Origin of the sequence: Chitinophaga pendula, assembly GCF_020386615.1 — a bacterium.
Lineage (GTDB): Bacteria > Bacteroidota > Bacteroidia > Chitinophagales > Chitinophagaceae > Chitinophaga > Chitinophaga pendula.
The window spans coordinates 6,569,360-6,594,167 of the sequence record NZ_CP077769.1; the positions used below are offsets into that span (position 1 = coordinate 6,569,360).

The following is a 24,808-nucleotide window of genomic DNA, read 5'->3' on the forward strand; positions in this document are numbered from 1 at the left end:
TAGTAGCTGTTTTAAACGTATGACAGACAAAGAACAATCCGTACAGCGATACCTGCATCTGGCCAGCAAGGCCGGCAGGGGCAAGTTCAAGATCTACATCGGGATGAGCGCCGGTGTGGGTAAGACCTATCGTATGCTCCAGGAAGCGCATAGTATGCTGCGCAACGGTATTAACATTCAGATCGGGTATGTGGAAACGCATAACCGGGCGGAGACACAGGCGCTGGTAGACGGCCTGCCTGCCATTCCCCGCAAGCAGGTGTTTTACAAAGGCAAACTACTGGAAGAGATGGATCTCACCACCGTACTGCTGCTCAATCCAGAATGGGTAGTAGTGGATGAACTGGCTCATACGAATATCCCCGGTTCCAAAAATGAAAAGCGCTGGCAGGATGTGATCGACATTCTCAATGCGGGTATCAACGTGATATCTGCGGTCAATATCCAGCATATTGAGAGCATCAACGTGGAGGTAAAAGCTATTACCGGCATTGAAGTGAAAGAGCGTGTGCCCGATAGCGTATTGCAGATGGCCGATGAGGTGGTGAATATAGACCTGACGGCGGACGAGCTGATCACGCGCCTGAAGGAAGGGAAGATATACGACAAGTCAAAAGTAGAAACCGCCATGAAGAACTTCTTCCAGGCGGAGAAGATATTACAGCTGCGGGAGCTGGCGTTGAAGGAGGTGGCTACGCAGGTAGAGCGTAAGGTAGAGATAGAGGTGCCCCGGAGCCAGCAGATGCGGCATGAGAGTTTCCTGGCCTGTATCTCTACCAATGATGAGGTGGCGCGTAAGGTGATCCGTAAGACGGCAAGGTTGGCCTCCTATTATCATGCCGACTGGTATGTGCTGTATGTACAGACTCCCCGGGAGAGTGTGGAGAAGATCAACCTGGCGGCACAGCGGCACCTGATCAACAACCTCAAGCTCGCTACCGAACTGGGAGCCGAAGTATTGCAGATACACGATCCCAACGTATCGCAGGCTATTATCGACGCAGCGATCGAAAAAGAGGTGACGACTGTATGTATCGGTAAGCCGCATATCAGCTTGTTCCGTATTATCTTGCGGACGAACCTCTTCAATCAGTTATTAAAAACCTTATCCTCTAAAGATATAGACCTGATCATATTATCATGAGCACATTCAGGCTGAAGACGAAAATTACGATGGGCGTGCTGTTCTTGTTCGCCATGTTGCTGTTGGTGAGCATACTGGGATATTATTATCTCAACAAGCTGAACCGCGAGGCCAGGATCATCCTGGAAGATAATTATGAATCGCTGGAGTACTCCAAGAATATGCTGGCTGCATTGGATCAGCTGCCAGTATCGCGGCAGGAGGCCTTACAGGCGATCGGCAAGAACCTGCAAAAACAGGAAGAGAATGTAACGGAGCTGGGCGAGTCCCAGGCTACCGGTAAAGTGCGAGTTGCCTATCAGCGCCTGTTGCAGGACAGTACTTACTCTCCTGCTATCCTGCGGCAAAGTATCTACGTCATCATGGACCTCAACATGCAGGCTATTGTCGGCAAGAATGAAACGGTAAAACGTTCGGCAGATAAGGCGCTATTGTGGATCGCTATTATCAGCGGTGTCTGTTTTCTGCTGGGTTTTACGTTCGTATTCAACTTCCCCGGTTATATTGCCAACCCTATCCGGGAGCTGACAGAAGGTATCAAGGGTATTGCGGAGCGTAAGTATACACAGCGGCTCTACTTCAAGTCGGCCGATGAATTTGGCGAGCTGGCGCAGGCATTTAATACGATGGCGCAGCAGCTGGATGAATATGAACACAGCAACCTGGCACGTATCATGTTTGAGAAGAAGCGTGCGGAGGCGGTGATCAGCAGCCTGCGTGATGCGACGATAGGGCTGGACAATAAAGACACGATCCTGTTTGCCAACCAGCCTGCCTTGCAGCTGCTCAATATGCCGGAGAAGGACCTGGTTGGTTTCCCGGCATCCAAAGTGGCTAAGCAGAATGACCTGCTTAACTACCTGGTGAACCGGCAGGATAATAATCCGCTGAAGATCGTGGTGGACGGTAAGGAATGTTTCTTCACGAAAGAGATGGTCAATATACAGCATGAGCAGGGGAATATCGGGTATGTGATCATATTGAAGAACATCACCACTTTTAAGGAGCAGGACCTGGCCAAGACTCATTTTATTGCTACGATCTCTCATGAGTTGAAGACACCGCTGGCTTCTTCGGATTTCAGTCTGAAGTTGCTGGAGGATGAGCGTATCGGTCAGTTGTCTGGCGAGCAGCATGAGCTGGTGGAGAGTCTTAAGCAGGACAATCTGCGTATGATCAAGATCGTCAGTGAGTTGCTTAACCTGTCGCAGGTGGAGAGTGGCAATATACAGTTGCAGCCGCAGCCGGTGTTGCCTGGCAGCATTGTGCATTATGCGCTGGAGACGGTACAGAAGCAGGCGGCACAGCGGGATATCAACATTGTGACGCAGGTGCCGGAGCAGCTGCCTAAGATACAGGCGGATGTGGAGAAGACGGCCTGGGTGCTGATCAACCTGTTGACGAATGCTATCCGTTATTCTGCTGCACATGCAGCTATTGTGCTGGATGTGTCGCAGCATGATCCGCAGACGTTGACTTTTAGTGTGAAGGATGAGGGCAAGGGTATCCCAGCTGCTTTCAAGGATAAGATCTTTCAGCGGTTTTACCAGGTGCCGGGTACGCAGCACAAGGCAGGCAGCGGATTAGGCCTGGCTATTTCGCGTGAGTTTATAGAGGCGCAGGGCGGCACTATTGGTGTGGAGAGTGAAGAGGGGAAAGGTAGTCTCTTCTACTTCCGGTTGCCGGTAGCCTGATCGATGGTAGTTTCCTCGGATTGGATGGCGGCCTGTATTTTATCTATTTCCATGCTGATGAGCAGGGCGGCATCTTTGAGGGTTTGTATCAGTTCGAATACGCGGGTAGCTGCGGTGTCGAGGCGTTGCCTGGCGGAGGTGTCCATTTCGATGGAGTCTATGAGTGGTAAGGCAGGAGGTATACGTACGACTGCCATACTTGATTTCATGCGATGTGTCAGGTGGTATATGCTGTCCCAGTCTTGCTGTATGGCACCTTCTTCCAGTGCTGCGATGGTTTCGGGCAGCTGTTCATTAAATTCTTCCAATATTTCCAGTACATAAGGGATATCGTTTTCTACTACTTTGTAGATGTGTTCAAAGTCTACGGGGTCGTAGCAGGTATTGGTATTCCTGGTATGGGGTATGTGGTGGATAAAGGAGCTGCTGCCGGTGCAGTCGAGGATCTTGTGATACAGGTCTTCCGGAACAAAAGGTTTGGAGATGTAGTCGTTCATGCCGGCGGCGAGGCATTTGATCTTTTCACGGGTAGTTGCAGCAGCGGTCATCGCGATAACGGGGATGTTGATTGCTTGTTTGCGTAGGATGGTGACTGCCTGATAGCCATCCATTTCGGGCATTTGTAGGTCCATAATTACACAGTCGTAATGTCGTTTGAGAATAAATGATATAGCAGCCGCGCCATTGGGAACGATGTCTACCTGGGCGCCGGCTCGTAGCAGGGTATGGAAAGCAACTTGCTGGTTGATTTTGTTATCTTCTACAAGGAGTATAGTTTTTCCTTTGAGTATGTGTCTTTGTGCGGTGGCGCTAGGTGATGCAGTCTGCTTTTCCTGCCGGGATACTGAACTCCGTAAATACGGTAGTTCCACTACAAATGTAGCCCCTTCGCCTGCGGCGCTAATGACCCTGATAGAGCCCTGTTGCAGGGTGACCAGTTCTTTGCTGATGGCTAGCCCCAGGCCCGCTCCATCATATTGACGGGTATTCTCCAGGTTGGACTGGGAGAAGCTGTCGAATATCATGTTATGATGCTCTTCCGGGATGCCGATACCGGTATCTTTTATTTCAAATTGCAGTCTTACGGTTTCTTCTGCTGTTGTGAGCAGGGATACAATTACGTGTATGCCACCCTGATGGGTGAATTTGATGGCGTTGCCGACGAGGTTGACCAGTATTTGTCCCAGGCGTACATGGTCGCCTACCAGCAGGGTGGGTACGTCGCTTTCTACGGCTACCTGGAAGAACAGGCCTTTCTGTACGGCTTTGTGCCGCAGGGGGTATAGTAGTACTTCCAGCAAGGTCATGAGGTCGAAGTCACTGTTTTCCAGTTTCAGTTTGCCGGAGCGTATGCAGGACAGGTCGAGTATTTCGTTGATGATGACCAGCAAGCTGTTGGCCGAGGTGCTGATGGCTTCGATGAACTCTTGTTGCTGTGGGGGCAGCGGGGTGGTGAGTAGCAGGTTGGTCATGCCGAGGATACCGTTCATGGGGGTTCTGATCTCGTGGCTCATATTGGCCAGGAACATCTCCTGTATCTTTTTGGCATTTTCTGCGTCTTTGCGGGCCTGAATCAGTTCCATTTCTTTGCGGGCCCGGTCGGTGATGTCGATGCCGATGGCGCAGAGGCCGAACAGCTGTTGTTGTTCATCGCGGAGAGGGAAGCGGGTGATGTGGTAGTAGTGGTCTTGCTGATCACGGCCGGGTACGGTCATGACGCCGGACCGGATGGCGCCGGTGCTGAGTACGGCGGCATCTTCTGCTGCGCAGGCGGGGGTGATATGTGGAAGTTGAAGTTGCTGATCTGTTTGCCCGGTGATGTAATCGGCGGGCAGGTTGAATACTTCTTCTACCTGCCGGTTCACCAGGAGGTAGCGGCCCAGGAGGTCTTTGACCCAGATGAGGGAGGGGCTGTAGTCCATGATGGCCTGGAGGCGCAGGCGGGTGTTCTCCAGTTCGGCGCTCATTTTTTTGCGTTCGGTGATGTCTTTGACCATGCATTGGTAGCCTTTGACGAGGCCATCTTTGCGTAGTACGACTACTTCCTGTTCTACCCATTTACGGTCGCCGCTGCGGGTGATGATCTCGAATTCCCGGGTAGGGATAGGGCCATTGTTGCCCAGGTGGGTTTCATAGAACTCCCGGAGTTGCTGGTGGGTCTCTTCTCCGAGGAGGATGGAGTAATGGGCGCCTACCAGGGCACCTTCGGGGTATCCGGTGAGGAGGCCTACCTGTTTGCTGACGTAGGTAAAGTAGCCACCTCTGTTGGTAGTATATAGTACAGCGTTGGTATCTTCAATGAGCTGGCGGTAGCGGGCTTCGTTTTCGCGCATGTTCTTTTCTGCCTTTTCTTTTTCGTGCATGTGCCGGTTGATGCGATAGGCGCCGGCGAGGAAAAAGCAGGTGCTGAAAGCGCCGCCCAGCAGCGATATGATGAGGGATCGGAGGGCGGCAATGGAGCTGTCGCGGGTTCTGGTGGCCAGCAGCTGGCTTTCTTCCTGCAGCATGGCATGGGCCGTCTGGCGGATAGTATCGATATAACGAAGGTCTTGCTGGTGCAGGGCTGGCGGGATGGTGATCGCTTTAGCGCGGAGGCAATTGGTGGCCACTTGCTGACGGACGGCGTGGGAGAATTGGCGGATTAGTGCCTGCTGGCGGGGATTGTCGCTGGTGAGCTGTATGAGTTTGCTGACGGCTTTGGCTACATCGGCGGGATAACTGCAGGCGATGCTGCTGGCAGTGGTGCCCGGACCGCTGGCCAGGTATTGGCTGACGGTAGATTCGTTTTCTGCGATGGCCAGGGTAGCCAGGTGGATATTATCGATGACCTGGTGTGTATGACGGACCCATTTGCCGGCATCGGTGGCTTGCTGGTGGGTGCGTATTACAAAATATATAAAACATGCCAGGCCGACGAGGCCAATGCACATGAATATTAATATGGGCTTTTTCAATTGGCGCATGAATGTGGACTTACGCTTCCTAAGCTATTGATCAATTCCGGGGTGCAGGGTCGGCGGGCATAGAACAGCTTGGCCGCAATAGGGTATACCATCGCTGTTATATTCCGGGTTTTCATTCGAATATAGTGCTGAGCCTGCGGGTTATGTTAGCATTTATCGGATAATACTTTGTCTGCCTACTAGTGTCCGTAATTGAGGGACCTTATACTATCAACCAGCATATAATTATAGACGCTATTTTCTGCTCACACCCCTAAATACTGCAGTGGTAAGCGGGGAGCGGTCCTGTTATGCTGGCTGGGTGGGCGGCGAGTATTCGTATAAGTGATTGATAATGAGCTGTCACTATTTTTTGCAGTCGATGTATGGATCGGCTGAAAAATACCTTTATATACCGGCCTCGCGGAAGGGAGCTGATAAAGTGTGACGGGCAGCTATTCGTATATGGATAAGAGATAAATGGGGGTAAACGATGGTAAGTGCGTTATATGTATCGGACAGTGCTGCTCGATAATGTGGCTTCGGCACGGAGAGGCCCAAGACGAGGCTGTAAATATTTTAAGCGCTTGTTTTTCAGCTATTCCATTATTTTTGCCTAACATTATTCAAAGTCATTTAATTTATATATGAAAAAATTACTTATTACCCTTGGTCTGCTGGCCGCAACATTTAGCGCATTTTCACAAGATGGCGGTTCGGCCATGAATAAAGCCGTGGGTAGGGCTACCCATTCCCGGGATTTCCTGATCGTATCTTTCTCTTACGATGCATGGGCTGGGAAACCGGATAGTGTGAAGACTGGATTTAACCGTGGTTTCAACATTGCTTTGATGTATGACTTCCCGATCAAACAATCTCATTTCAGCCTGGCTGCTGGTCTTGGTATCAGTACCAGTGGTGTATTCTTGCAGGACCACCGCCTGAACATGTCTGATGGTACTACCAGCCGTCCTCAGTTCATCAAGGATGGTTCTCCCCGCAAGTATAAGGTAGCGACCACTTACCTGGAGCTGCCGATAGAGTTCCGTTTCCGTAGCGTACCTGACAATGCCAACAAAGGTTTTAAAGCTGCTATCGGTGCGAAGGTGGGTAACCTGCTGAATGCGCATACCAAATGGAAATCTACCCTGGGTGGTGAGAAAAATATCGTAAAAGAGCAGAACAAACGTTTCTTCAATACCTGGAGATTTGCGGCTACTGCCCGTGTAGGTTATGGTAACTTCGCCCTGTTTGGTACCTACAACTTCAACCCGCTGTTTAAGGACGAAGGTACATACGATATCCGCCCCTACTCTATCGGTATCGCGATCAGCGGTCTCTAAAGTCCCAAGGATAAATTACTATTATATATAAGCCGGCCGGAAAGGATCTCTTTCCGGCCGGCTTTGTTTTATGACTTTATCAGCGTTGTTTTCCCAGATATTGGGTGTTCCTAGTCCCCGGAGGGCATACTATTTTCACTATTTCTTATAACGGATTGATCAGCAGGTTGTTATAGCCTGCTTGTATAAGCGTTCTATACCCATTGTATAATCGTTGTATAAGCGATGTATACCCATTCTATATCCGTTGTATAAGCTTGTATATGCTTTGCTTATACAATGGTTATACGAATGCTATAGGAGAGCTATAGGAATGCTATACGAGAGGCGGAGGGAACTTATCTTGCCGGGGAGGTTAATGACCCTGGAAGTTGGGTTTCCGCTTTTCGATAAAAGCTTTTACACCCTCCGGGTGGTCGGCGGTGTTGCCCGCTATTTCCTGGCATTGGGCTTCGTAGTCCAATACGGCATCCAGCTGTTCGCTCATACCTTTGGTCAGCATTTTTTTCATGAGGGCGATGGCTTTGGTGGGAGCGGCGGCGTAGTAGGCTGCTTCGTTGGCAACGGCGGTATCCAGTTCTTCGGCCGGTACTACCTTGTTGACCAGTCCCAGCTGCAGGGCTTCGGCAGCGCTTAGTTTGGTGGCTTTGGTGGCCAGTTCGAACGCGCGGTGGTAGCCTACGGTGCGGGGCAGGAAGTAGGAGGAGCCGGAGTCGAGTACCAGAGCGATGTTGACGAAGATCTCGATCATGGAGGCCTGTTCGCTGGCGATGATGATATCGCAGGCTAGGGCCAGGGAGCAGCCTGCGCCGGCGGCGACGCCATTGAGCTTGCAGATCACCGGTTTAGGCAGGTCGCGGATGGCGCGTATGATGGGATTGTATCGTTTTTGCAGGGATTCGAGGAAGCTGCGTTTGCCTGCCTCTTGGGAGGCTTTGAGGTCTTGTCCGCTGGAGAAGGCTTTGCCGGCGCCTGTGAGCACGACGGCGCGGACGTTATTATCTTTTTTTACCTGTTTGAGGGCATCCTGCAGTTCGTAGCTCAGCGGATCGTTGAAGGCGTTGTATACTTCTGGTCTGTTGAGCGTGATGGTAGCGATACCGTTCTGGATGTCGAGCGTAAGTGATGTCATTGGTGATGAGGTTAGTGGGTGGTAACGTGGTGATTCGTCAAAAAGAAAAGGGCCAGTACCGCGGGAGGCGGTACTGGCCCTGTCGGTATATTTTAGAGTGTTTCTTTCAGCCATTTGAAGAACTCCCGTTGCCATACGATGGCATTTTGTGCTTTGAGCACCCAGTGGTTCTCTTCGGGGAAGTACAGCAGTTTGCTTTTGATACCTTTCAGCTGTGCCAGCTGGAATGCCTGGAGGCCCTGTTCTATCGCTACGCGGTAGTCGGTGCCGCCCTGTACGATGAGGATGGGTGTGTTCCATTTGTTGGCCAGTTCGCTGGGGTTAAATTCCCGGTAGGTTTTAGCGTTAGCGGGGTCCCAGTAGGCGCCGATGTCCCAGTTGGCGAACCACAGTTCTTCGGTGGTGCCGTACCAGCTTTTCAGGTCGAAGAGGCCATCATGTGCGATGAATGACTTAAAGCGGTTGTTGTGTACACCGGCCAGCATGTATACGGAGTAGCCGCCATAGCTGGCGCCTACGGCACCCAGGCGGGCTTTGTCTACGTAAGGCTCCTGGCTGACGGCGTCGATCGCGCTCAGGTAGTCGCGGATGGGCTGACCGCCCCAGTCTTTACTGATGGAGGCATTCCATTCTACGCCATGGCCCGGCATACCGCGGCGGTTAGGTGCTACTACGATATAGCCCTGGGCGGCCATCAGCTGGAAGTTCCAGCGATAGGAATAGAACTGTGATACGGGGCTCTGCGGGCCACCCTGGCAATACAGCAGGGTGGGATATTTTTTGTTAGGATCGAAGTCTGGTGGGAAGATGACCCAGGTCAGCATGTCTTTGCCGTCGGTGGTCTTGATCCAGCGTTTTTCGATCTTGGACATGCCTAACTTGTCGTAGGCACCTTTGTTTTCGGCAGTGAGTGGTTTCAGTTCACCGGTTTTAATATCGGCGGTGAACAGTTCGGCGGCATGGTTCATGTCGGCGCGGCTTACCACGATGGTATTGCCGGACTGGCCTACGATGCCATTGATGTCGAAGTCACCGTTGGTGATCTGGCGGAGGTGTTTGGCAGTAGTGGTCAGCGGTTCTTTCTGCAGGTTGATCTCATGCAGCTGTTCGGTGCCTTTGATCACGGCGAGGAAGAAGATCTTTTTGCCATCCAGGCTCCAGCGGATAGAGGCTACGGTGCCATCCCATCCGGCGGTGAGGTTGATGTGCTTACCGCTTTTGCGATCCAGCAGGATTACGTCGTTCTTGTCGGCTTCGAAGCCATCGTGCTCCATGCTCAGCCAGGCCAGGTACTGACCATTGGGGCTGAAAGCCGGGGCGATGTCGTAACCTTTGCGATCTTCGCTGAGGTTGCGGGTGGTTTTGGCCGCCAGGTCATATTCGTAGATGTCGGTGTTGGTGCTCACGGCATATTCCTTACCGAATTTCTTTTTGCATACGTATACGATGCTTTTGCCATCGGGGCTCCAGGCGAAATCTTCTGCGCCGCCGAAGGGCATTTGCGGGCAGTCGTGGGGTTCGCCCGCCATGATGTCGACAGGCGTTCCTACCTTACCATCTTCGTAGGTCGCATAAAATACGTGTTGGAATTTACCATCTTCCCAGGTATCCCAGTGGCGGTAGTTCAGGTTATCGTATATCTGTACGTTGGATTTCGGGAGGTCGGGGTAGAAGTCTTCGCCGCTGACCTTATTGATCTTCACTTCGCGGGAGAAGAGGATATGTTTGCCATCGGGGGATAGGATGATATTGTCCAGGCCACCTTCTACATTGGTCTTTTGAATGGGATTGCTGCCATCGGTGTTCATTTCCCACCACTGTCCTTTGAGGGAGTAGCCGATTTTTTCACCCAGGGAGGTGTTTACACTCCCTTCGCCGCCGGGGCTGCTGGTGAGTTGCTTAGCGGGGCCGCCTGTGAGGGGGATGGTATAGAGGTTCTTTTCGCTTTTATTTTCTGCGATGTTGTAGCGGGATACGCCATATATCACCGATTTGCCGTCTTTCGAGATCGCCTCACCATTCACCCGGGCCAGTTGCCAGAGCATTTCCGGCGTCATTTTTTCCTGTGCCGTAGCCATAGTCGATATGAGTAATCCAGTCAGTAAAAGTGGTTTAAACATGGTTGAAATGTGATTTAAAAGGCTAAATGTAGGGAAAAACGACCAGAGACGGCCAGGGCTATATATGACCGGTAAGGTATGGCACGTGGATTGTCCGCTAACAAATTTGTAATTTTACACAAATTCATATAAGCATTGATTGAAAAGAAGCAAGTAGTACAAACGGAAGAGAAAGCCGTAATAGTGGGGTTGATACATAAAGATCAGACGGAGCGGCAGGTACAGGAGTACCTGGACGAACTGGTCTTCCTGGCTGAGACGGCCGGGGCTACTACCCTGAAACGTTTTACACAGAAGCTGGCGCACCCTGACCGTGCCACCTTTGTCGGAAAAGGTAAACTCGAAGAGATCAAAAGTTATATCACGGGAAAAGAGGTGACACTGGTGATATTTGACGATGAACTCACCGGTTCACAGATTGCCAATATAGAGAAGGTCCTCAATGTAAAGGTTATTGACCGTAGTGACCTTATCCTGGACATATTTGCCCGCAGGGCCCGTACGGCGCAGGCTAAGGTGCAGGTGGAGCTGGCACAGTACCAGTACATCCTGCCCCGGCTGAAGGGGATGTGGAGTCACCTGGAGCGCCAGGGAGGTGGTATCGGTAGTCGTGGGCCCGGTGAAACGGAGATCGAGACGGACCGTCGTATCATCAAGGACAAGATCTCCCTGTTGCGCAAGCGCCTGGCCGAGATAGACAAGCAATCCCTCACCCAGCGTAAGGACCGTGGAGAATACATCCGCGTAGCGCTGGTAGGATATACCAACGTGGGTAAGAGCACTATTATGAACCTGCTCAGTAAGAGCGAAGTGTTTGCTGAGAACAAGCTGTTTGCGACCCTGGACACGACCACCCGCAAGGTGGTGTTCGAGCAGACGCCTTTCCTGCTCAGCGACACGGTCGGGTTCATCCGCAAGCTGCCGCACCACCTGGTGGAGAGCTTTAAGTCCACGCTGGACGAGGTGCGCGAGAGCGATATCCTGCTGCACGTGGTGGACATTTCCCATCCGCAGTATGAAGATCAGGTAGAAGTGGTGAACCGTACCCTCCAGGAGCTGAAAGCGCTGGACAAGCCTACGATCATGATCTTTAACAAGATGGACCTGTACGAGGCCAATACCTTCGATGAGTGGCTGCCGGCAGATGTGAAGGAGGATATCCTCAAGCAGCTGAAAGAGAACTGGGAAACCCGTACGCACGGCAACTGTGTGTTCATCTCCGCGCTGGAGCGTAAGAACATAGAAGAGCTGCGTAATACGATCCTCAGCAGGGTGTCGGCGTTATACCGTGAGCGTTACCCTTACAAGACGGAGTATTTTTATTAGCACATATTAAGACTGACAATTATGGCAAAGGAGTACAACTGGCACCGGGTAGCTGCATCGGATGCAGACATGATCATTGCAGAAAATGAAATTACCGTACGGGAATTGAATGGTAAGAAGATCTGCTGTACGCGCTACGAGGGAAAATTGTACGCTTTTGCCTATAAATGTCCGCACGCCAGTGGTATCATGGCGGACGGTTATATTGATGATACCGGAAATGTTGTGTGTCCGCTGCACCGGTACCGTTTCGCCCTCAGGAACGGGTATAACACCAGTGGCGAAGGTTACTATCTGAAGACTTACCCCGTAGAGTTACGGGAAGACGGCGTTTATATAGGACAGGAGAAAAGCAGCTGGCTAGGGTGGTAAGCCGCTGTACTGCATTAAGTTTACGTTAATTGAACGGCCCCTCCACTGAGGTCAGGTCGCATCTTTCTAATTTTTTCGGATGTCACACTCATTGCCTACTACTCCTGCGCAGCAGGAAAAGCAGGTCAGCATGCTGATTATCGGGCTGTTGATCTTTATGAACTTCTCTGGATTGAATATTACTATCCTGGAGCCTGACGGTGCATTGTATGCCAGCATTGCCAAACATATGGTGCAGCACAACGACTACTGGAACCTCTTCGCCGACGGTGGCGACTGGCTGGATAAGCCGCACTTCCCTTTCTGGATGGCCGCGCTCAGTTTTAAGCTATTTGGTTTTACGACGGCGGCGTATAAGTTGCCCGCCATCCTGTTCCTGATGATGGGCGCCTGGTATACCTACCTGCTGGGACGCCGCCTGTATAATGAACGCGTGGGCCTCTGGGCGACCGCCATCCTGCTCACCGCCGAACATATCGTCATCTCCAATAACGACGTGCGGGCAGAGCCCTACCTGACAGGATTGATCATCGCCGCTGTCTACCACTTCTACCGGAGCGAGCGGCTCAACATACATGTGGTGATCGGTAGCTTGTTCACCGCCTGTGCCGTGATGACCAAAGGGCCTTTTGCGGTCATCCCCATCGGGGCAGCAGTAGCCGGTCAGCTAGTCTTTACCGGGCAGTGGAAGCAACTGCTACAGTTGCGCTGGCTGATAGCTATCCTGCTCACCGGCATCTTCATCCTGCCAGAGCTATACGCCGTATACCAGCAGTTCGACCTGCATCCGGAGAAAGTAGTGTACGGCAAAACCGGTGTGTCCGGTCTGCGTTTTTTCTTTTGGGATAGCCAGTTCGGCCGCTTTATGAATACCGGTCCGGTAAAGGGCGCCGGCGATCCGTCGTTCTTCTTCCATACCGTACTGTGGGCGTTCCTGCCCTGGTCCATCCTGCTGTATGCCGCTGTTATCACCTTCTTCCGCAAGCGTAAACAGGCAGTGGAGTTTTATTGCATCACCGGTTCACTAGTGACGTTCCTCCTGTTTTCACTATCACGATTCCAGCTGCCTCATTACCTCAATATCATATTTCCCTTTTTCGCCATCCTAACGGCGAACTATATACTTTCTTTACAACGCCCTAAAGGGCTGAAATTTTACCGGATCACCCAGCATGTGATCTGTGGTGTCATCGGGGTGGCGATCATCGGTTTATCGGTATTATACCGGCCGATATTCAACTACTTCGCCGTAGTGACCGTCGTGGCTGCCGCCAGCCTGTTCTTCCTCCTCCCCCGCCGCGCTACCGACCCATGGTCGCCCGCCTTCCTGCGTACCTGTATCGCCAGCCTTATACTCGGCCTGTTCCTCAACCTGGTCATGTACCCGGATATGATGCGCTACCAGAGCGGCAGCACCGCCGCCAATCACGCCAACCTCTACTGGCGCGGTATACCCGTCACCCTCTACAAAGCCAACTCCTACTCCCTCGAATACTACCTCAACGCACCCGTAATCCGCGCCGATAGCGCCGGTCTGCGTCAACAAGTGGCCGCCGGAGCACCAGTACTGCTCTATACCACCCCCGAAACACTCGGTGAACTACAGAAAAGTGGCTACCGCTTCGAAATAGCCCGGGTATTTGCCCACTTTTATATCAGCAAACTGGACGGTCCGTTCGTAAACCACGCTACGCGGAACTCCGCACTGCAACAGCGTTTGCTGGTATTTATACATCCAGGTCAGCCGGCGGTAGCGAAACAATAGCGAAGAATTTTTGAAAAAAAGTGGTAATAGATTTTGCAAAAATGAATTTTTTCCTATTTTTGCAATCCCAATTCAAACGGGACATTCCTCCTTAGCTCAGTTGGTTAGAGCATCTGACTGTTAATCAGAGGGTCGCTGGTTCAAGTCCAGCAGGGGGAGCGAAGAGAGAGAAGCCTGACAATTTTTTGTCAGGCTTTTTCTTTTAGCAAAAAGAAAGTTTAATATTAATGTAGTAATTGTCGCCCCAAAATTTGATTTTAAATAAAAAAGATTAGTAATAAGCAAAACGCCTAAAACTTTCGGAACAAAGTTAGAAATAACCCGAATAATTGGGATTTGAAACGGGAGAGTTGAAGGGAAGAGTGCCCACACTGATTGCCGTTTGTAGCCTGGATAAGGTTTCTTTGTATAATTTTTCCATAAGGTATTTAAAATCTTTAGATTCCGAACATATAAAAATGCCCAATCGTAATATTTGGCATTATTCCGCTCCTTATTTAAAAAGCTAACCTTATTTATCTTTTCTTCCTGCTTCTCTAATTAAAAGATTGTCTAAATTCCAAAGGGGAGACATTTGTTTTTGTCTTAAACAATTTGCTGAAAGATTGCAAATGCTCAAAGCCCAATCCGTAAGCGATTTCACTTACCGAGAGGTTTGTTGTAGATAATTGTTCTTTTGCTTTATCAATCAGCCTGTCGTGGATGTGCTGTTGTGTACTTTGCCCTGTCAACGTTTTGAGCAAACCGCTCAGATATTTTGGCGAAACGTTTAAGTTGTCGGCGACATACTGAACTGTCGGTAAGCCTTTTGAAATTAATTCTTCGCTGTTAAAATAATCGGCAAGCAATTTTTCCAAATGCTCCAAAATCTGATGGTTTACTTTTTCTCTCGTGATGAATTGCCGATCATAAAACCGTTCGGAATAATTGAGCAAAGCCTCAATATGCGAAACAATAATCTGCTTGCTGAATTTGTCAATGTTTGCGTGATACTCCTGCCGGATATTTTCTATAATGCCGTCAAGCGTCTTTTCTTCTTTTTCCGATAAGAACAGTGCTTCGTTTACAGAATAATTGAAAAAATCGTATTGCTTAATTGTTTTTGCAAGTGGTGTATTCCAGAAGAAATCGGGGTGAATTTGCAGCATCCACCCCGAACGTTTTTTTGGCGTTGAATGGTTATCGGTTTGTATGCTGAAAACCTGACCGGGTGCGATAAAGAGCATAACACCTTCGTCAAAATCATATTCCTGCTGTCCGTATTTCAATTTACCTGTAATACCCCGCTTTACAGCAATCTGGAAGAAATCACAAATCCAGCTCACTTCATCAATGTGTGCAGGACGTTGTATGTCGGCATAATCAATCACGCTGATAAGCGGATGTTCAGGTTTTGGCAAATCCCTTAATTGATGAAATTCGCTGATGGTTTTTATCCGTATAGGTGTTGTATTTGCCATATTGCAATTTAACTATTTTTCTTTTCTTACTTCCAGTACCAGCTTGCCGCGCACATGCCCGGCTTCACTTTCCCGTTGCGCTTCGGCAGCCTGTTCCAAAGGATATGTTTTACTGATGAACACCCTGACCTTACCTGCTTCAATCAATGCTGAAATATCATTTAACCAGTCAAATTCCCTTTCCTGCACCAGCGCGGCTGTGATACCTTTTGCATCCAATGCTTTCTGAACGGCATCGCTGTAAGGAAAGTCGGGATTGGCGCTTACAAGTATGCCTCCCTGCTTCAATATTTTTACCGAATTGAGGCGGGCTTCGTCATTGCCGCGCACAGGCGAAGCGTCAAATACTACATCGATATCCTGCAGCAATTCTTCAAACTTTTGCGTCCTGTAATCAATTACTTCATCCGCACCAAGTTGTTTTAAAAAATCGTGATTGCCGGAAGAGGAAGTCCCGATGACGTAAGCGCCTTTGGCTTTCGCAAACTGTAATGCCAGACTGCCCACACCGCCGGAAGCATTGTTGATAAGAATGCGCTGCCCTGCCTGCAATTTGCCGTAATGAAAAATACCGCTCCATGCCGTAAGCCCTGCCAGAGCCATGCCGCCCGCTTCATTAAAAGAAATGTTCTTAGGTTTAAAGCCAAGCTGTGCCGTTTTTACCGCAACAAACTCTGCATAGCAGCCACCACCCGGATAGTTGGCGTGTCCGTACACCGCATTGCCTTTTTTGAATTGGGTTACATGGCTGCCTGTTTCCTCTACCGTGCCTGCAACTTCCCAGCCTAATATCGCCGGCAGTCCTGATATCGGCGTGGCATAATGTCCGTTGCGCACTACCCAGTCCACCGGGTTGATACCGCTTGCATATACTTTAATCAATACTTCATCCGCTGCGGGAACGGGGCGTTCAATTTCTTCCAATTTTAAAACTTCTGCCCCGCCAAATTCGTGTATCCTGATTACTTTCATTGTAAATTATTTTTTGTTGATGCGAAGTTGTGCCATTTTCATAAAACAGATTTAGCCGAATGTCGGATTGTTGTAGCCCAAAAGGAAGTCAATTGAGCGACTGCCGGAACTCCAACGGCGAGAGATTAGTTTCTGTCTTGAACAATTTACTGAACGGTTCGATTCATCCATTTTTGGTAAGGCTGCCTTTGGACAATCCGGCGCTTTCTTTTGCCTGCCCTACGCAACAAATACCGCTGCAAGAGCCAAAAAGATATTGAAACCGATGTTTTTGCTTTCTCGCCTTGTGGCACTCATAGGCAGTGTTTATCATATTCCGTGAGAACGCCTAGGTTAGCTGTTGCCCTTTCGAGACAGTTGAATCTGCCGAAGTCGAAAAGAAAATAGAACAGCAGACAGACATGTTCCTACGCAGATTCGGTCTTGTAAATGATGAAGGATTGGATTTTTACAGGTCTCAACGTTTCGCGTCAATGATTGTAAGGAGCTATCCGTTAGGAAAAGAAGTAATTTTATGTGCCTGGTGTGATCTTAATACACTATTATTTTATAGTAGACGATAACCTGGATGAGAGATTTGATATTGCGGATGAAATGGCTTTATCCGCTTTTACAGATAAGTTTATCGAAATACTTGAAACAGGTAAGTGCCTTTACGATGAGCCGGTATACCGCGCGTTTCATGACTTCTGGATGAGGATTACTCTAATGTCTTCTGAACGTTGGCAACGTACCTTGTAAGAAGCTGCATTTAGATGAATATTATGAACTCAGGCAATACCTGGGAGCTGCTTATTTGGCGACGGATAGCTTAGATATTACCGCAAATATCCCATTGTCAGATGAGGTCTTTAGCGATGAAAAAGTGCAGAGGATCACTCAAATATGCCGGAATACAATTTGTTTTGCCAATGATTTGTTCTCTTTAGGTAAGGAGATGGCGCATTCGCATTTGGGCGCTGAATTCAATCTTGTAACAATACTTGTAAGAGAACGGGATTTGTCGATTGAAAGCGCTATTTATGAAGCAGTTGCTATACATGACCAGTCTGTGGAGAACTTTATAAAGATATCAGAACAGATTTATCGATTTGATGAAAAAACGAATAGGCTTTTGGAAAAATACGTAGCTGCCATGGGTTTTCTAATGAAGGGTAATATAGATTGGTCTACAAAAGACATTATTCGATATCCACATATCTGATAATGCAATACTACAGCCTACATTTTTAATGATGTATCTAAAGAGTTTAATTAGGAAAACTTGGAAGAAGAGGGTTTCCACAATCGGAAATACAAGGCACACATAGAAGGCTCTTTCCCAGCTGAAAGGTCGTCTGTATTGGACTAACTGATTGGTATCTCCTATAACGTGCACATAAAAAGCAATTATCAAATACGATATTGCTAGTTGCATTAGGACAAAGACTAGCACAAAGATTGGTAAGCGCATGCGAATGAGGAGTCTTATAATAGGTTTCATTAACACACCTCCTCATGCAAGGCAATCCTGTTCCCTTCGCTATCTTCGAATTCTGCGACATATCCCAGATCTCCGTTGGACGTCTTCGGGTATAACACCTTCCCTCCCGCTGTCACTGCCCGCTCTAATGTTTGGCTGATATTGTCAGAATGAAAGTAGATAAGTGTACCGTTATGCGTAGGTTGATAGATCTCTCCTTTGGCCAGCCCGCCGGTAATGCCGGGATGAGTATCATTGAGCGGGAATAGCGCCATTTCATTATTGTCGATATATGTTCTTTCAAAAGTAAATTCAAACACAGCGGTATAGAACTGTACTGCTCTTTCCATATTTGTTACGGGTATTTCAAAATATACGACAGGATGCTGTGGTCTTTTCATAGCTGCTTATTTTCAGTACACAATAGCAAGATAAAAAAAGATAAGAATATTGTATCTTCATAAGCCGCACCTCTTCCCCTTTTTACCCAAATCTAGTCCTATGCGCTTAGTCAACTTTGCTGTCAATCCGGTTTTGTCACACTTCATAAGCCATTCAGGTGTTATGTATATTGATTTTGAACAATCGGGTATCGCTGCTACCTATTCTTTCCCATGGTCATCGCAGATACGTGTAAACTTTATGCTGAATGGTTCGCCGCTAAAAATATTAAAAGAAGGTAGTGGGCAGGTCGTAACGCTGCCGGCCTGTTCGGTGGTTGGCCCTCAGATGGGTCGTAATATGGTCTATTATGATAGGGTCTGTGTCATGGCGATAGTCTGTTTTCACCCGGGTGCATTTCATCGGCTGACGGGTATCCCGGTGCACGAGATAATTAACCAGGATTTGGATGCCGGTCATGTCTTAGGAAGAGGTATCTGGCAAGTACAACGGGAATTGCAGGCCGCTACTTCCCCTGCGCAGATGAAGCAGGTCATTGAGCAATTTTTCCTGAAACGTATCGCGCAGGCAGATAAGAAAATACTACCCTTTGACCAGGCAATCAGTCGTTGGGTGGCTAATAAGGGCTTATTATCTGTGAGTCAGGTAGCGACCGACGCCTGTCTGAGTAATAAACAATTTGAACGTAAATGTTATGAACGGCTTGGTTTAACACCTAAGTTATTTGCGCGGCTGCTACGATTTTCGAAAGCACATGCGATGGTCGAGCAGCAGACGGGACAGACGTGGGCAGCTATCGCCTATGAATGCGGGTACTACGACCAGATGCACTTTATACGCGACTTTAAGGCGTTCGCAGGTACGACACCTACCATCATGGATGGTCAATTAGAGCAATCATTAAAACTGATCGAGTTGTTAGAGACAGATCCTGAGCTGCGATCTTATCACGAATTAACAGGAGAAATGTATGACGGTCAGGTCTATAAGATGTAAGACATTGATAATCATTTGTAACAAAGTCTGATTTTTCCTATATCCCGTGTAGCATAACAGATAGGTTTGTGTCATTTAAAACCCATCAACCATCATCGAGTTATGCAAAAGTCTATTTCAGGGAGACTATACTACTACTCCCTATTGCTAATCCCTGTAACCTTCCTTTGGACAGGGTGTAAAAAAGACCACGTAGCGGCAGATGTGCCTGCGCCAACAAAAAAAGAGGTCGAACTGACCGATGGGCGCCTGAAATTCCAATCCGGCAATGCATTTAAGAGTCTAATGAGTGAGCTCACCGTCACCAAACCTGAAGACCCTACCGGCCTGGTCCAACAGCGAATGGCAGCACCTGGATTTGTCTCTATTGCAGCCGCCTTGAAAAAAGGGGAACAATTATCTGTGCAGCAGAATGGGCGCCAGATGAAGGGTAGCCACCCGCATAGTTTTACCGCTCTGCTGGAAGCCCGTATTGCTGGCTATAGCATAGCGCCATTAGCCAAATTAGATGGTAGTTCGGACGTACCGGTAGAGACAACGATCGATGACTTAGTGCCCGATCCTAATTTTGCTGCAGTATTAAATGAAAAGATGGAAGTACAGGTAGAAAACACTATCTATAAAGTTACCCCTTACGGTACTTTCATGATCGAAGAGCAGGCATATCCTGAATTCATTGAAGTATTGGATGCGAAACCCCTGCCCGATGATCTCGTATTGGTAGGCGATGTATTCTATCGTAATAATATCGGGGATAACATATACGATATCCAGCCGGGTGTAAAACTGATTGATACTTATGAAGCTGCTACCAGCGACCTGGAAGATGTATTGCAGATCGATAACTATGCAGTGACATATACGCCCACCTGGCAGTATCGTCCGGATGCGGATGCCTGGATATATGATAATCTGCCTACTGTTAGATTTGGTGGCAAAACCTGGCTGGGCAAACTTTTTGAATCAATACGTGGTCGTGAAGAGATCTATACGGATAACTTCGAGTCTAAAAGACGTGTGAGAGTCAACTTTTATAATGCTTCGTGGGGAGTATATTCTGCGGTTGGCCTCTCTGTAAAGATGCAGAAGAAAAACTGGATTGGCTGGTCCGGCACAGAAGCACAGGAGTTGAGAATGGGATGGGATGCGCTGGAATATTACATTGGTTCACTACCAAGTGCTCCTCCCCCACCTATAACCGCCCAGTTCTTTAATCCCGTTGATCTGCCGAAGATCACCAAAGACTATGTTGAGGTCGATCTGTTAGGATATGGATTTACATTCGACCGCAATGCCACCATACAGAAAGGGATCAAGAAAATTCATGAATTACTTCCATCTGTACCAGGCTTAAAACCTAAAGGAGAACGAACCGTAAATTACGCTTACAAGGTATGGGCTGACTTTGGCAGAACAGCGATCAGTATCGTACAGGATCGTGATGAGCAGGTTGGATATAACGTAGAATCATTGTCTAAGGTATTTGACTGGTCAGTAGGTATTAAAGCCTCCTGGAGCTTTACCGGAACGCCAACATTGGGATATGGGCCGCTTAAGTTCACAATCTCAAGAGCATCTGTGTTTGGTATTGCCAGGTATAACAATATTTGGAAAGGCGCGAGAATTGTCGTAGCAGAGCATTAGTATAAAATAAGCGGGGATATCAAATCCCCGCTTATTCTCCGAAGTATTATTTTTCCTGTAGAAACTTTATCACCACCTTATTAAACTCCTCCGGTACCTCATGCGGGGCATAATGTGTAGCGCCCTTAAAGATGTACAATTGGGAATGCGCAATGTTACGGGCGATCAGTTCTGTATGCGTCTGTTTGATGATGTCTTTCTCTCCTGCCATGACTAACACCGGACATTTTATGCCTTTTAACGCTGCTGGATCTACATGTGGCTCATCTCTCAGCAAATAGAAATGCCGAAGTGAGAGACTGTCCCTCGCAGTTTTAGATGGTTCACGCTCTAAAGCAGCGATCTGCGTACGCAGCATATGGTTGATCTCATTGGATACAACGGTGCTATCGTTGAATAGAACACCCGCCATCGCCGCTAATTTCTTTACCTGTTCAGGATGTTTGATAGCCAGTATCAGCCCGGTGTTAGCTCCATCGCTCCAACCGACTACATGTATCTTGCCTAGTTTTAGTTGACGGATCAGGGCCGACATATCTTCCGCAAAAAGATCATATGTGAGACGGGTAGAATCCACGGTAGATTTTCCATGCCCACGGGTATCGACTGCTATCACCTGGAAGTGCTCAGTCAAAGCAGGCAGTTGTTTTATAAAGGCGCCAATGGATTGCCCGCCGCCATGTAGTAATAATAGCGGCGCTCCCTTGCCATAGATTTCATAATAGATCTTAATACCATTTACATCCGCATATTTGCCTATGGCCTCATTTTCTCCATATGCACTTTTAACGACCGCAGACCTATCTGCATACAACGCGCGTTGTCCGCTGTGGGCAATGCTGTTGGATATACCATTGATCTCATTTTTCGCCGGATTGGTAAATCGCCAGCCATTAAGGGTGCTTTCTTCGAAGTTACCATTGCTGATGGCAACAGGTTGATTGTCGATCAGCAGTGTAAAGTCGTCATAGAAGAATTTGCCCTTGCCATCATAGAGCGCGCCTATAAGCAACTTTTTCGCAGCTTTATCTATCTTACCGCTCAATGTCAGTTTCACCCACTGATTTTTAGGAAAATCTTCATCTGCCTTACCCACGTAATTCTTTAGCTGTTTGGTCCCATCGGTGGCAACAGCTACCAATAGGCTACCCGAGGCTTTATCATTGCCTTGGATATTCACCATACATTCCAACTCAAATTTTCCACCGGCATACCCGGTAACATCGATATCCTGGAACAAATAAGATTGTGCAGCAGCGGAGGAAACAAAAAGCGTGCATAAGCTGATAATAGCCGTAATAATGGGCTTAAACATGTAAAAAGGTATTGAGTAAAACAAATATACTATCTCGATTGCAGGAATGACAGTACCGTTTGGTTGAACTGCGCTGGTATCTCCACCGGCGCCATATGGGAAATACCCGGGAAGATCATCAGCTGCGCACCCGGTATATGACGAGCGATCAATTCGGTGTGAGCAGGTTTGATCACGTCCTCCCCGCCTGCCATCACCAAGGTCGGACAGCTAACAGCTTGCAACTCGGCAGGCGCAATATCAGGCTCTCGCAGCATACACTCATTCACCCGGATGGCAAACTCATCACGGGTGCTTTTATCGGCCTTGCTGCGCAGTTGAGCCAATCGCTTCCGTACGAATTCCGTACTCCACGCCTCGATAGCAGTATCGCCCGGAAAAAGATTCGCCGCCATGACAGCCAGCTTCTTTACCAGCGAAGAATACTCCATAGCTAATATCAGCCCTGTAATGGCCCCGTCACTCCAGCCCAATATATACACGCTATCCAATGCTAAGTGACGGATGAGGGCAGACATATCACGGGCATACAGCCGGTAGCTCAGTCGGGTACCATCTGCGCTGGATCGGCCATGCCCCCTGGTGTCAACAGCTATTACCCGGTAGTAATTTGAAAGTTCCGCTATCTGAGGCGATAAGGCTGACAAGGATTGCAATGCACCATGCATCAGCAGCAAGGGTTCGCCTTCACCATACGATTCATAATAAATACGTATGCCATTTACGTTAGCATAACAGCCGGCAGTATCGTTATGGCCATAATTTGAAAGTGTGCTCATCTGGTTGACTTTTTCCTGGGTAAGTCAAATATAAGGTACTCTTGATAGGATAACGGTAATTAATCACAAGCTCGATAAACTAAAGTATCATTTGCAACAAAGAAAACGCCTATCTTGACACGGCCAACTAAAATGAATGATATGATTTTCAGGACAAGATGTTTACTACTGCTACTAACGTTAACGAGTATGTCTCTTTTTGCCCAGCAAAAACAGGTAGATCAGATTATCGGCCGGGAAATGAAAGAAAGACGTATCCCGGGACTGCAAATAGCGGTGGTACATCATGGTAAGATCGTTGCCAGCAACGCTTACGGTATCGCCAACCTGTCTGATAACATACCCGTCAATAGCAGCACCATTTTCGCCATCAACTCCTGTACAAAGCCATTTACTGGCGTAGCGATCATGCAGCTGGTAGAAGAAGGGAAGATCGACCTGTCGGCGCCGGTATCCAGGTATATCGACAGCCTGCCTGCCAACTGGCAAACGATCACCATCCGTCAGCTCCTTACCCATGTATCCGGGCTGCCCGACGTGCTGAGGCAGTTCCTGCCTACTAACGGCCTGGGTAATGCGACCGAAGAGGATGTATGGACTAAATTGCAAACCTTGCCGATGGATTTTCCCACCGGTACGCAGACCTTATATAACCAGACTAACTATGTCCTACTGGCCAAGATAATCGATAAGCTGAGTGGCCAGCCTTTCACACAGTTCTACAAAGATCGCCAATGGGATCGCGTAGGAATGCCGAACACTGGTTATGGCGATTCCCGTGATGTAGTGCCTCATTTTGCACCTACTTACCGCTATGTGCAGTACCAGGATGGAAAAAAACTGGATAGGGAAAAAATGGCCGCTAATTACGCCGAATTTCCTCCTTTTTCACGAGCCGGGTCAGGGATGAACAGTACTGCAGAAGATATTGCCAAATGGACCATTGCACTGATGCAGGGCAAGCTATTTAAAAACAAAGCCACGCTGGATACAATGTGGACCGTAGGCCGGTACAACAACGGTAAGCCGGGCCCTTGGGCACTGGGCTGGGGAATTGTAAAGAACCGGACTAAGCATAAAGCAATAGGCATGTCAGGCGGCGGCCGGGCAGCATTCCTGGTATACCCGGAAGATGAACTGGCAGTGATTGTGCTCACCAACCTGGGGGGTGGTACCCCCGAAGATTTTATTGAGGAAATAGCGGACTGCTATGTACCCGGCATCGCTGCGGCAGACCCTGTGACCTTCCTGCGTACCAACATAGAGAAACAAGGCTATGAAAAGGCCATTACCCTGCTGAATACCCGCAAGAAAGCGGACCCGACCTTCCAGCCGGATGAAAACGCATTGAATGACTGGGCTTATCGCCTGATGAGCAAAGGAAAAGATAAGGAAGCGGAAGCGATCTTCAGGTTGAATACAGTGTTATTCCCTGACAGCTGGAATGTATATGATAGTTATGGAGAGGTACTGCTAAAAATGGGTGACAAAGCAGGAGCCATAAAGGCATATCAAAAATCGATAACACTTAATCCTGACAACGAATACGGGAAGAAAGTGCTCGAAGGAATAACAAAATAAGAACGATAAGGCCTTACTGATCCCGGAAAGTGGGCTTTAGGCATTAAAATCCTTCACTGAAAAATTCTTCCAGCGTCATACCAAAAGCAGCTACTACCTTCACCAGACTGCTGAAGCGTAGGTCTTTACCTTGCTCATATCTGCCGAATTGCGCGCGGAGAATTTCATGCTCGTAAGCAAAGTACTCGTAAAGAGCGATCACTCGGTAGCTGCGTGGGCAACGCTACTCCCGGTTAATTGTTTCAGGGCAGTTCTGCTCAATTGATAAATCAAAAATTACAATCGCTAATTTTTTCGCCTCATTAAAAAACAGAACGTACCCCAGTCGCCTTACATTAAACTCCTGCAGGATCTCTATG

Annotated in this window: 20 protein-coding genes and 1 tRNA gene; 12 read left to right on the top strand and 9 right to left on the bottom strand. The window is 48.5% G+C overall.

Annotation, left to right across the window (positions count from 1 at the left end; genetic code table 11):
- Positions 1–19 precede the first annotated feature (19 nt).
- Together KTO58_RS24665 and KTO58_RS24670 are read left to right on the top strand one after the other, a co-directional pair.
- Positions 20–1,144 carry a histidine kinase gene (locus KTO58_RS24665; RefSeq protein WP_095836848.1) on the top strand — a complete coding sequence of 375 codons (1,125 nt, stop codon included), beginning with the start codon at positions 20–22 and terminating at the stop codon, positions 1,142–1,144.
- Entirely contained in the window at positions 1,141–2,838 is a 1,698-nt protein-coding gene (locus KTO58_RS24670; protein WP_095836847.1) for a sensor histidine kinase, read from the top strand. Before KTO58_RS24665 ends, KTO58_RS24670 begins: the two co-directional genes overlap by 4 nt.
- On the opposite strand, the gene KTO58_RS24675 is transcribed toward KTO58_RS24670, so the two are convergent.
- On the bottom strand, positions 2,814–5,801 hold the full coding sequence (locus KTO58_RS24675; protein WP_095836846.1) for a PAS domain S-box protein: 2,988 nt from the start codon (positions 5,799–5,801) through the stop codon (positions 2,814–2,816). The genes KTO58_RS24670 and KTO58_RS24675 overlap by 25 nt on opposite strands.
- A gap of 626 nt (positions 5,802–6,427) precedes the next feature.
- Between KTO58_RS24675 and KTO58_RS24680 the strand changes: the two genes are divergently transcribed.
- Positions 6,428–7,123, top strand: a complete 696-nt coding sequence (locus tag KTO58_RS24680; RefSeq protein WP_095836845.1) for an outer membrane beta-barrel protein — start codon at positions 6,428–6,430, stop codon at positions 7,121–7,123.
- Between the two features lie 355 nt (positions 7,124–7,478).
- Here KTO58_RS24680 and KTO58_RS24685 read toward each other — a convergent pair whose 3' ends face one another.
- Positions 7,479–8,255, bottom strand: coding sequence for an enoyl-CoA hydratase/isomerase family protein (locus tag KTO58_RS24685; RefSeq protein WP_095836844.1), 777 nt, complete (start codon positions 8,253–8,255; stop codon positions 7,479–7,481).
- Positions 8,256–8,347: 92 nt separating this feature from the next.
- A complete protein-coding gene (locus tag KTO58_RS24690) occupies positions 8,348–10,375 on the bottom strand; it encodes a S9 family peptidase (RefSeq protein WP_095836843.1) in 2,028 nt (675 codons plus the stop codon).
- A 135-nt stretch (positions 10,376–10,510) separates the two neighbouring features.
- Here KTO58_RS24690 and hflX point away from each other — a divergent pair, with 135 nt between their 5' ends.
- The 4 genes from hflX (at position 10,511) to KTO58_RS24710 (ending at position 13,997) form a co-directional block, all read left to right on the top strand.
- The gene (gene hflX / locus KTO58_RS24695) at positions 10,511–11,701 is read left to right on the top strand and encodes a GTPase HflX (RefSeq protein ID WP_095836842.1); all 1,191 of its coding nucleotides are present in this window, start codon (positions 10,511–10,513) and stop codon (positions 11,699–11,701) included.
- 21 nt (positions 11,702–11,722) lie between these two features.
- Complete coding sequence (locus tag KTO58_RS24700) at positions 11,723–12,073, top strand: Rieske (2Fe-2S) protein (protein ID WP_095836841.1); 351 nt, start codon at positions 11,723–11,725, stop codon at positions 12,071–12,073.
- 79 nt (positions 12,074–12,152) lie between these two features.
- Positions 12,153–13,838, top strand: coding sequence for an ArnT family glycosyltransferase (locus KTO58_RS24705; protein ID WP_225859903.1), 1,686 nt, complete (start codon positions 12,153–12,155; stop codon positions 13,836–13,838).
- Between the two features lie 85 nt (positions 13,839–13,923).
- A tRNA-Asn gene (locus KTO58_RS24710) sits at positions 13,924–13,997 on the top strand.
- 377 nt (positions 13,998–14,374) lie between these two features.
- On the opposite strand, the gene KTO58_RS24715 is transcribed toward KTO58_RS24710, so the two are convergent.
- Together KTO58_RS24715 and KTO58_RS24720 are read right to left on the bottom strand one after the other, a co-directional pair.
- Positions 14,375–15,298, bottom strand: a complete 924-nt coding sequence (locus KTO58_RS24715; protein ID WP_095836840.1) for a helix-turn-helix domain-containing protein — start codon at positions 15,296–15,298, stop codon at positions 14,375–14,377.
- Between the two features lie 12 nt (positions 15,299–15,310).
- Positions 15,311–16,270, bottom strand: coding sequence for an NADP-dependent oxidoreductase (locus tag KTO58_RS24720; protein ID WP_095836839.1), 960 nt, complete (start codon positions 16,268–16,270; stop codon positions 15,311–15,313).
- 525 nt (positions 16,271–16,795) lie between these two features.
- Here KTO58_RS24720 and KTO58_RS28975 point away from each other — a divergent pair.
- On the top strand, positions 16,796–17,011 hold the full coding sequence (locus KTO58_RS28975) for a terpene synthase family protein (RefSeq protein ID WP_095836838.1): 216 nt from the start codon (positions 16,796–16,798) through the stop codon (positions 17,009–17,011).
- 4 nt (positions 17,012–17,015) lie between these two features.
- Complete coding sequence (locus tag KTO58_RS24725) at positions 17,016–17,474, top strand: terpene synthase family protein (RefSeq protein ID WP_225860272.1); 459 nt, start codon at positions 17,016–17,018, stop codon at positions 17,472–17,474.
- Between the two features lie 278 nt (positions 17,475–17,752).
- Here KTO58_RS24725 and KTO58_RS24730 read toward each other — a convergent pair whose 3' ends face one another.
- Positions 17,753–18,133: a VOC family protein gene (locus KTO58_RS24730; protein ID WP_095836836.1), complete on the bottom strand. Its 381-nt coding sequence runs from the start codon at positions 18,131–18,133 to the stop codon at positions 17,753–17,755.
- A 163-nt stretch (positions 18,134–18,296) separates the two neighbouring features.
- On the opposite strand from KTO58_RS24730, the gene KTO58_RS24735 reads away from it, so the two are divergent.
- Together KTO58_RS24735 and KTO58_RS24740 are read left to right on the top strand one after the other, a co-directional pair.
- Positions 18,297–19,130 carry a helix-turn-helix domain-containing protein gene (locus tag KTO58_RS24735; protein WP_157752755.1) on the top strand — a complete coding sequence of 278 codons (834 nt, stop codon included), beginning with the start codon at positions 18,297–18,299 and terminating at the stop codon, positions 19,128–19,130.
- A 102-nt stretch (positions 19,131–19,232) separates the two neighbouring features.
- Positions 19,233–20,774 carry a hypothetical protein gene (locus tag KTO58_RS24740; protein WP_157752754.1) on the top strand — a complete coding sequence of 514 codons (1,542 nt, stop codon included), beginning with the start codon at positions 19,233–19,235 and terminating at the stop codon, positions 20,772–20,774.
- Between the two features lie 46 nt (positions 20,775–20,820).
- Here the strand turns inward: KTO58_RS24740 and KTO58_RS24745 are convergent, their stop codons facing one another.
- Together KTO58_RS24745 and KTO58_RS24750 are read right to left on the bottom strand one after the other, a co-directional pair.
- Positions 20,821–22,089 (bottom strand): alpha/beta fold hydrolase, encoded by a 1,269-nt coding sequence (locus KTO58_RS24745; protein ID WP_095836833.1) that lies wholly within the window; start codon positions 22,087–22,089, stop codon positions 20,821–20,823.
- 29 nt (positions 22,090–22,118) lie between these two features.
- Positions 22,119–22,868, bottom strand: coding sequence for an alpha/beta fold hydrolase (locus KTO58_RS24750; RefSeq protein WP_095836832.1), 750 nt, complete (start codon positions 22,866–22,868; stop codon positions 22,119–22,121).
- 189 nt (positions 22,869–23,057) lie between these two features.
- On the opposite strand from KTO58_RS24750, the gene KTO58_RS24755 reads away from it, so the two are divergent.
- Positions 23,058–24,449: a serine hydrolase gene (locus KTO58_RS24755; protein ID WP_198315124.1), complete on the top strand. Its 1,392-nt coding sequence runs from the start codon at positions 23,058–23,060 to the stop codon at positions 24,447–24,449.
- Between the two features lie 43 nt (positions 24,450–24,492).
- On the opposite strand, the gene KTO58_RS24760 is transcribed toward KTO58_RS24755, so the two are convergent.
- Complete coding sequence (locus KTO58_RS24760) at positions 24,493–24,651, bottom strand: hypothetical protein (protein ID WP_198315123.1); 159 nt, start codon at positions 24,649–24,651, stop codon at positions 24,493–24,495.
- Positions 24,652–24,808 lie beyond the last annotated feature (157 nt).